The organism is Pseudoalteromonas sp. SR45-4, from assembly GCF_014163535.1.
In the GTDB taxonomy this organism is placed as follows: domain Bacteria; phylum Pseudomonadota; class Gammaproteobacteria; order Enterobacterales; family Alteromonadaceae; genus Pseudoalteromonas; species Pseudoalteromonas nigrifaciens.
On sequence record NZ_JACJDO010000067.1, the window covers coordinates 1 to 9988 of the forward strand.

A 9988-nucleotide genomic window follows, 5' to 3' on the forward strand; every position below is an offset into this window, starting at 1 on the left:
AGATGGCAATAGGCCAAAAGCGGAAGCAGATGGCAATAGGCCAAAAGCGGAAGCAGATGGCAATAGGCCAAAAGCGGAAGCAGATGGCAATAATGGGCAATGCTGCCACCCCCTTGGTGATTTTTGGATGAACTGGGGTAAAGGTAGAAAAAGTCCCGGCGGAGGGAAAGACAACTCCTTTGTATACTCCATATTTAAGTACAATGATTGCTGTGTAAGGCTTTTTTAACACAATAAAAAAGGCTTCTTTAACACAATAAAAAATAACTCCACCTTATTAGGTGGAGTTATTCGTTATAGAGCAGATAATTTTCTGACAAAATCACTACCAATATTGTTTTTTATTGGAGTTGATTTTGTGTTCAAGCAAATTGTGTCTTGGGTAGTGTTAGTTATCTACTCAGCAAACTTTACCTCAGCTGCGTTCGCTGGCCTGTTACTTTCCATGGTATCGGTTAACAGCGCGCATGCAGCACCGTCAAAACCTGTACAAATGGTTTATAACTGCCCAGACAACATGAATTTAGTTGCAGGGGTTTGTTTGAAAACGGAACTCGCTCCACAAATAGCTAATTGTGAAGCTGGTTTTATTAAAAAACCCGGTGATGAATTTTGCAGCCGAATCGAAAAGAAAAATAAATTACCTCTTTGTGGTGACGGATATAGCTATAACAGCAGCTACTTCCCTTCTCTATGTTATGCAGAAACAGACGCAAATAAATATGGCTCTTGCCCCGCAACTTATCCAGAACAAATAGGTGCTAAATGCTATAAAACACAACCACCAAAATCATGGAATTGCCCACTCGATGGCCCAGAGGCCGAACCTCAAACTATAGTTTTAGAGTGTAGAGGTATGGCAAAAGACACTGGCGCTTGTACTGAAAATGAAACAGTAACAACGCCTGACCAACGCTGGAAAAGTACATCAGAAACAATGTGTCAACGCACACTTTGGAGCGGTGTTAATTACTCGTGCCCAGTTGGATTTACAATGGAAGGCGATGGGTGCAAAAAAGTAAGTAAAGCTACGCCCACGAAATCATGCCCAACAGGTCATTACCAAAATGGAAATCAATGTTTCCCCGGCCAACCTAAATCTTGCCCTGCAGGATCAACTATACGCCATGGTGTATGTCATGCACCCGATGGCAGTTTATCATGCCCATCAGGAATGTACTTAGATACTGGCTCAAATCTATGTGTAGACAATAGAAGTGAATTTGACCCCGCGAACTGGACTACTGACGATTTTGATTATTTTTATGAACAAGGTGCAAATCTTGGTAACTTAATTGCTGACAATACGACAGCTCCAGACTCAACAGGTGGTGGCAATATTAATATGGCGCCACCAGCATTTCTAAATGCCGAGGTAACTACGGCCAATCCAGATTTTTATAATAATATAAGTGCTGGTGGCATCGACGCTAACAACCCATTTCCAACACCGACAAATACATATCAAGATGAAGGTAATCAGTCTACTTTCATAGAAGAACATGTAAAAGCAAATAAAGAGTTTTTGGATAACCAAGAGAATGTGCCAGGAGCAACTAGTGAAGAACAAGTAGATAATACTAATCACTCTGCTGTTGCATATGGCTCGATAATGAACTCGCAGAATGTAAACCCACCTCGCAAAGTAAGCGCAGATTCTGCTATGTTCCAAGTAAGTAAAAATGCAGTTGGCGATGCTTTTAGTGGGCAGGGAGCATATTTCGGTGATTGCTCTAATGACACAGTTACTTACACTGAGTTAGATGAGTCAAAAATAATCACAAGAGAAGAGACATGTTTTAAGCCGAATAAAAATAACTTTTCTGGATGCATTGTCGAAAGAGAACTCATTAAACCTAATTTATATATATTAGAAGGCGCAGAGGATGCTCGCATAACGCAATGTGGCGATGATTGCTTAGAGTTAACATTGGGCAAAGAGGAGGATGATTATCTTTTTCAAGAAAATTCCTGTGGTATTTATGAAAAGAAAATTGTTCTAGGTCTTGCAAGTGGCTTTGCTGTTACTGACGCTACCTTAACAAGAACACATTACGATGATCACTTTCGTTTGTATGCTGACGACGAAATAATATTTGATGGGGTTCACCAGAACTTTCCAACACCTGACGGTTTTCCTACAACTCATATGAAGTGTGAAGGCAAAACTAGCCGTGATACATATGACCATAGAAATGTAACTAGTCAATTTCAAAAGGCGTTTAATGGCGATAATAGAATTGAATTTACATATAAAGTTGCAGTTGGAGGTGCCGGTGAAGCTTACGGTAAGGTTAGAGTTACTTTCGATAAACCAATCAGATCTAGTTGGGAAGAAGAAATAAACTACTTACCAGAAGGTTGTAATGATGCATTATCTGACCCACAAACATTTTGTACAGCAGATGAATTTCAGTGTGACCGCTCAATAGAGTGGACACCCATAGATTTAACAACTTGGAGTTCAACTGATTCCAATGGGTTATGGGAAATACAGGAAGACCCTAATGACGTTATACAACGCTGGAATGGCGCACCAACAACTTTTAGTTCTGATTTAGAATATAAATACAATTCTTTTAAGGGATTTATTACTGTACAAACTAAAGAGGACGATGATTTCATCGGTTTTGTTTTCGGTGTACCACCTAAAGAAGTTGACTTAAGCAATACTAATAATAGCCATTACCTACTGTCATGGAAGAAGAAAGGCCAAAAAGGTGCTCAATCCGGCATAGTTTTAGCCGAGGTTTCAATAGCTTTAGAGCAAATCCCTTGGGCACATCAAACAAATGCTCCGGGCTATAAAGTTTTAGGAACGAGTTTAGGTGAGGGCTGGGAACGCTGGAAAGAGTATGAGTTTCAACTTGATATACAACCAGATAAATTCACTCTAACCATTGATGGAGTCGAGAAGCTATCGGTTGATGGCGAATTCAACCAAGGACGAATAGGATTTTATAATAACTCTCAAGAAGATGTTAAATACTCTAAAATACAACAGTTATACCCAGAGGGGTTGGGTGGGGATATTCAGCACATTTTCAAACCTTTATGGCCTGGCGCAGATGATTTGCCAATTTGTGTTGAAGCACATCGTCCAAACTATATATGCGACCCATTAAAAGGTAAGAAATTATCTATAGATGGTGGCAGCTTTGGTTTTAAAGACATAATAAGTATGGATGATGCGTGTAAGCCACTAGACCAAGATGACCAGTGCGACGCAATTAGCCAAGAGTGCGTTCCGGGGTGGTTAGATGAGGGCTCAAATACTTGTTATGCTTGGGATGTAAAATATCAATGCCAAGATACAAGCAACGCTGTAGTTACTGTAGTCAGAGAAAATAACACCTGTATGGCAGACACAAGCTGTATTGATGGTAACTGCGATGTCATAGCCGATGAAACAAATGGGGATTTTATAAATGCTCTAACTACATACGCCACAATGGGAGAAATGGGTGACACTAAAAATTGCACTGTAGCAACAGATCCAAGCACTTGCCAAGTTTTTTCAGGAGAAGCTAGGTGGTGTGGTTGGGATCAGCTCAAGGTCAATGATTGCTGTAAACAACCGGCAGGAGTTGGAATGCTCGATGTTTTCACCCTTGGTCAGCAAATGTATACAGCAACGGGTTATGCAGCATCGGCAGAAGGTGCTTTCGGTGGCACTCCGTTACAAAAAGGGTTGCAGTCAGCGGGTGAAGCGGTTGAAGGTGCATGGGAGAGCTTTAAAGAGCCTATTGTTGATGCTGCAAAGTCTGCATGGAATGCGGTATCAAGTAAGTTTACAGGGGCGGTTAGCAATACAGCAGGCAATGTTACAGGAGATCTTCTTGGTCAAGCTGGTGAAATGCTAGGTAACTTCAAAAGCTCAATAACAAGCGCCTTAAGTAACTTTAAAGACACTATATTACAAAAAATATATGAAATGTTACCACAAGGTCTGCAAACAGCAATTCAGAGTGCTGCTACCGCAGTAGGTGGTGCAGCAGCAGGTTCGGCAGGTAGTGGCGCGGCAGGTGGTGGCGCTGCAGGTGGTGGTGCGGCCGCTGGTCAAGCAGGTGCGCAAGTAGGTGCGCAAGCTTTAAACACTATTGGAGCATCAGTAATGAAGGCTGCTTCCTTTATAGGTATGGCTTATGCTGTTTATCAATTAGCAAAGCTTGCATATACTTTACTTACAGCCTGTGAGCCTGAAGAAGAGGATATGGGGGTAGAGTTGTTAGGAAAAAAATGCTTTTTCACACATCATGTTCCTTGCAAAAAAACTCTCGGTGTTTGCACTAACAGGGCAAAAAACTTCTATTGTTGTTATGAAAGTGTAATAAGTAGAATTATTATGGAGCAAGCTATAGATCAACTAGGCATAGAAAAGCAGGAGTTTAGAGACACTATGGGATGTAGAGGGCTTACTATAGCAGAGCTTGGTCTTATTGACTTTTCAAAAATAGATTTCACTGAATGGATTGATATGATGGCGCAGTCAGATCAACTTCCAATAGATAGAGATATGGTTGATGTAACAGGTAGCAACATTTCAAACGGATTCGATAGAGTAGATGCTTTAGAAAGAAACAAACAAAGAGCACCTGATAACAATTGGGTTGATAGACGAAACGAAATGGATAAAGGCGATGTTGGTAATAATGTAAATTGCAACACTAGACCTAGACCTAAATCATGTGATCAAGGAGTTTACTAATAAAAAAGGGCTGTAGATTAACTACAGCCCTTTTAACATTATGGGAAAAACTAATTTATTTTTTAGTAACAAAAAAGTTAATGCTCCCGTCCTTACCAATAATTGATGGCGTGTCCCTGAAAACCATATTGCTGGTTAATCTTGATACATGATCTGCCTTATAGCCAAGGCCAGGTACAAATGCATACATCATATCTGTTTTTATATGCTTTAATAAAATCGAGCTTCTTAATCTTGGCTCCATTATTCTTGCAACAATATATTTGTTAGCTTTTATAGAAGGAGTAAATGGTAATCCTGTCTCAGCCGTGGCATAACGTATATAAAATGTATTCTGATTCCAAAACATTTGGCAACCATCATATTCAGGTGTGCCAAGCTGGACAGCATGGCAAGCTTCACCTTTTATTTGAAACTCACCATTTGCGTAATCTAATATTTCAACTGGTCGTTCAAGTTTTTTATTTTCATCGCTTGCTATATATGATTCAAGAGCAGGGTATATGTAGTTTTTCTTAATATAGGTATTAATTGCATCTACATCAGTTATATCAATATCATCCGCAGGAATATATGCAATGTAATGAATGTAATCCAACTGTGGGTGTGAAGTTGAATTGAATAACGCTGCCCACCCAAGTCCTTTTAATGCACCTAATGCTCCACCTGCCACCAGCCCTACAGCCGAGCTAGTGCTATAGTTTAAAACATTTTGGTAAGCATCTTCAGGTAACTCAGTATCTTTCAGATCAAAAACAAGGCCAGGGTTATAGCTTGATTTTAATACTTGCATCGCAAATGAATCATTTTCATTTACAGCTTTAGGGGTAAGATCATATTCGATAGGGGTAGTTGCACAACCACTTAAAGCTAGAATTGCTGCTGTAGCAATAGTTGTTCTTAGAAGTTTTATCATTGTTGATTCCATTTAAGTAATATTTAATTTGTAAGCATTTGCTTTGATGTATTTAGAATAACCCAAGCTTTTAATCGCGCAACACCTTAAAAAACGCATTTTATTAAAATTATTGGTTAATTTTTTATCTAATTTGAGTAAATAACTTAGTGATGTTTGAGCGGGTCGTATAATAAGTTAAAAACCCTTAGTATTGAAGTCGCAAGATGGCAAGATATATTGTTTAATACGCCCACGAATCATTAAAAAGGTAAAATAAGTGTCAAGCCTCACAGAAGATCAACAACTAGTGGCCGACAGTGACGAACATGTACTTTGTTGCGCACTAGCTGGAAGCGGTAAATCACATACGATGATAGAGTTAACTGCGAACCTACTAAAAAAAGACCCAAGCTATAAAGTATTATTAATAACGTTTACCCGAGCGGCTGCAAAAGAACTAAATGAGCGTTTAGAAGCTAAAATTCCAGTTAATATGCTAAGCCGTATAGAGGCTGCAACTTTCGATAGCATATTTGGCAAGCAGGTAAAGCAACTAGGGGGAGTTAAGAAGCGAACACTTGCTGGTGGTGAGCAGTATAATTTTGTAGAGCGGGCAATTCGGCACACAGGCTTAGAGGGCATAGAACTTGATGATGCAATGGATTATGTAGATACATATGGACGGATGCTTAAAGCAGAGCCGATAAATGGTGATGCAACGGCAAGTGGCTGGCAAGTATTTCAAGCTTATATAGAGCTAATGAAGCGGCATAACATGCAAGATTTCAACTCAATTACTAGACAGGCTTATTTAGCAGTGCAATCGGAGAGTATCGAGCCTTGGGATGCAACACACTTGCTTGTTGATGAATTTCAAGATACGAGCTCTATTCAGTTTGCTTGGATACAGCTTCATGGCGAGCTAGGTGCCAAAGTAATCTGCGTTGGTGATGATGACCAGTCGATATATTCATGGCGTGGTGCACGACCATACGAAAACATGATTAATTTTCAAAGTCAGTTCAATGCAAAAGGTTATGTTTTAAAAATCTGCTTTAGGTGCAAGCCAAACATTTTGAGCGCGGCAAAGCGATTAATTGAATTTAATGAGGATAGAGTTTACAAGGATATGTTTTCAGGTCATGAGAGTGGTGGAGTAGTTGAGGTTAAAGGCTATTTAACTCCCTCTGATGAAATGCAGGCGATAGTACAGGCAATTTGTTCAAACAATGAAGATTGGGCAGTTTTGGCAAGGACTAATCGTGTGCTTGATGAGGTTGAAGGTCATTTAAAGATTCATGGCATACCCTATAAGCGTCTCGGCGGAAAAAAGCTATGGGATGATAATACAGCAAACATATTTTTAAAAATTTTGTGGAGCTTGGTAAGGCCCAAAGATACGCGTTTTATAACAGAGATACTAGGTTGGCTTGGTGAGCAAGAAGATGTTTTATCCATAATAGATAAGCAGCTACGCAAAAGCAAAGCACCATTTGCAGAGTTTATAGCACCAAGCTGGCTTGGCTGGAACTCGAATTCAGAAACTATGCACCAAAATTGGTATGCGTGGGGCATTGACGTTAGCGGAAAAGCCCATATAGCTAGCCGCATGAATGAAATAATAGATTTCTTAAAAACTGTCCGAGGTGATAAAGGCAAGCAAGCCAAACTACTAGAGGTGGTTGGGGATATATTGACCAATTTAAATGTTGAAGGTGGCTTTGTAGATAGGGTTGAGATTTTATCAAAAAACCTTGCCCCAAGCACCAATGACAAAGAAGAAGCCACGGAAAAAGGGGTTGTAACACTATCGAGCCTGCACTCATCTAAAGGCCTGCAATGGTCAAAGGTCTGGATTGTCGGTTCTAACCAAGGCGTTTGCCCATCAAATAATGCTTTAGAAGAAGGCGCTATAGGCGGGGTGCCCGAAGAAAGGCGCTTATACTACGTTGGAATGACAAGAGCGGTAGATGAGCTATATATGTCATATAACATCGGTTCAAGTGGCGTTAGCGGAAAACGAAATTTACCTTCGCAATTTTTAGAAGAAACATTCCCCGCAGAGTTAGAGCGAGAAAACGATAAGTTACAGATACTAATTGAGCAACAAGAAATGCAAGATAATGGGTGTGATGAATAAGTCCCCCTACAAAGCGCTACATAATCAATGTAAATTGCATTTTATAAGGTGAAATTCTGTTGTTTTGTAGGTATATTTAATATTCAAATTTTCTTCTATATGACTTATGTCTTAATTAAATTTTAACCCTATATAGGGATAAGCTTATTAATAGAAGAGTTGCGTTTTTTACACACAACTAAAACAAAAGTAAGCACACTTGATAACTTTCAATTGTGAAAAAACCAACTGTTTTTTAGTTAACCAACTTTTAAATAGTATATAAACAATAAATTGTCCTAACAGGAAAATATTATTTTCCTGTTGGGAAGATAATTATTTTCTTTGCTGGTTCTAATTTATTAAAACCATTTCGGAGGGAATAATTATGATTATATTTGCACTACTTTTCATCCTGCTCTTGTCTTGCTGTTTTATGATGGGTACTTCTGGATGTGAAAGCTTAGTATATAATAAAGTATATGATGAGAATAAGCCTGCACCATTAACTGAGTTAGGCCTTGTGTGTGATTATGTTGTTTTAACAAATTCAGACGCAGAGCGAGTTCATAACCTAGAGAATTTAATAGTACGCACTGGTAAATTTGAAGGGAAAAAATGGTCAGAAGTTCCGAGTAATTATTTGTATCAGCTAATACGAGATGAAGGAAACTACTCTCAAATGGCTAAAATGTTACTTGCAGCACGAAAAACAAATTACACCTTTGTTTAATCATTAATACTTTTAATTGCTTAACAGAAACTGTCTGTAAGTGCATGACTACTGTAAATAACCTGCAAATTATCTATTGAAACAAACGTGATTTTAATTGTTTGATTTAATATGTGTAAACAAGCCTTTGAAGATATGCCTATGGCAACTTTAAGGCTTGTTTACTTGCTTTGTTATTACCTAATAGAACCACCATCTAAGCTACCTTTAAAAGCTTTCTTAGGTGGTGGTTCTGACTAGTTAGGGTAATTTATGAAAAATAATAAAGTAGAGAATATATGTGGGCTATTCGATACAGACAGAGAAGCTCTGTACCTAGATAGTGGGAAGGTGATCAGCTTTAAAGGTCATAGACTCGCTGAATTTTGCGGCACACAAATGGTACATGCTAAAATCAATCGATGGGCAAGGTATCGTGGCCATATAAAATCAGGCGAAGTAATTGCTGTTTTATAGCCTCACATATAAAAAGTCCTAGTTGCTTATGCGTATTCGACCAGGCGACGCTTGGCGGCTCACCTCGCTAGCGTTTTAACCTCAAATAGATTTCTACATGTTGATGCGCCGCATCGAGCATGACTAGTATAGGCAGTTCTTAGTAAGACCTTACTAGTATCAGTTTTCCAACCAGCAATTTAGTTTTCCTCGTATGCCTTTACCGGCCAATATACCAATATTTTTATTCTTGGTTCATATTGTCGTTGATTTCTATTTGCTACCCGTGACTTGTCTTAACTGAAACTTTCTAATTAGACACAATTACACTGTAATTGCATAAGTCACACCCAGTAGCACTCACTACTTAAAAACCAGAGAAATCAGTCCTAGATCACCTGAATAATCACCGATCAAAAAACCATAACTGTCTTTAAGATTTTCTTTTAGATAGATTTGCTATATCCCAGACGGGTTGAGTTTACTCTTTACCCGTTGGGTTTAGATATGTATTCTCTGCTCACCTGTTCAATATATAGCGTTAAAACTAAATATTTACACTTTGTGGAGTTATACTAATGATTAAAACTAATGAAAATCAAATTACTTTTGGCGGCACTGTAGGTAAAGATTTGACAATTAAAGAGGGTAACAATGGCAAAAAACCATTCGCATTCACTTCTGTTGTTCAAACTACTTTTTGGCCTAAACCAAATGGAGAAACTGGATTTAATGAACGCTCAACTTGGATGAACATTAAATTCAATGACAAACTGCTTAACAAAATAAACCAACATGGTGGACTTTGGAAAGGCGATGAAATAGTAATCAAAGGTCAGCTAGTACAGCGAAAATTTGGTGATGAGGGGCATATTTTAACTGAAATTCAAGTGGATTCTATTCTTTCTCACTTACCAATTGCAGTTAGAAAATTAGCTAAAGAAGCCGGTATTAACCAATCAGCTCAACCAGTTAATACTCATTCAGCTCAGCAAAATCATCAAAGTGCACCTCAGTATAACCAGCAAAATGCACCTCAGTATAACCAGCAAAACGCACCTCAGTATAACCAGCAAAACGCACCTCAGTATAACC

Annotated in this window: 7 protein-coding genes; 6 read left to right on the top strand and 1 reads right to left on the bottom strand. The window is 38.7% G+C overall.

What is annotated here, in order from left to right; all coding sequences use genetic code 11:
• Both H5058_RS17605 and traN read left to right on the top strand, forming a co-directional pair.
• On the top strand, positions 1–229 hold a 229-nt coding region (locus H5058_RS17605), incomplete at its 5' end, for a TraU family protein (RefSeq protein WP_182679285.1).
• 129 nt (positions 230–358) lie between these two features.
• Positions 359–4708, top strand: a complete 4350-nt coding sequence (gene traN, locus H5058_RS18640; RefSeq protein WP_182679294.1) for a conjugal transfer protein TraN — start codon at positions 359–361, stop codon at positions 4706–4708.
• Positions 4709–4763: 55 nt separating this feature from the next.
• Here the strand turns inward: traN and H5058_RS17615 are convergent, their stop codons facing one another.
• Positions 4764–5624: a hypothetical protein gene (locus H5058_RS17615; RefSeq protein ID WP_182679296.1), complete on the bottom strand. Its 861-nt coding sequence runs from the start codon at positions 5622–5624 to the stop codon at positions 4764–4766.
• 259 nt (positions 5625–5883) lie between these two features.
• Here H5058_RS17615 and H5058_RS18645 point away from each other — a divergent pair, with 259 nt between their 5' ends.
• From H5058_RS18645 to H5058_RS17635, 4 genes are all read left to right on the top strand, one after another.
• On the top strand, positions 5884–7746 hold the full coding sequence (locus H5058_RS18645; RefSeq protein WP_182679298.1) for an ATP-dependent helicase: 1863 nt from the start codon (positions 5884–5886) through the stop codon (positions 7744–7746).
• Positions 7747–8113: 367 nt separating this feature from the next.
• Positions 8114–8458 (top strand): hypothetical protein, encoded by a 345-nt coding sequence (locus H5058_RS17625; RefSeq protein ID WP_182679299.1) that lies wholly within the window; start codon positions 8114–8116, stop codon positions 8456–8458.
• Positions 8459–8710: 252 nt separating this feature from the next.
• Entirely contained in the window at positions 8711–8914 is a 204-nt protein-coding gene (locus H5058_RS17630) for a hypothetical protein (RefSeq protein WP_182679301.1), read from the top strand.
• 557 nt (positions 8915–9471) lie between these two features.
• The coding region (locus H5058_RS17635; protein ID WP_182679304.1) for a single-stranded DNA-binding protein at positions 9472–9988 on the top strand (517 nt) is incomplete at its 3' end.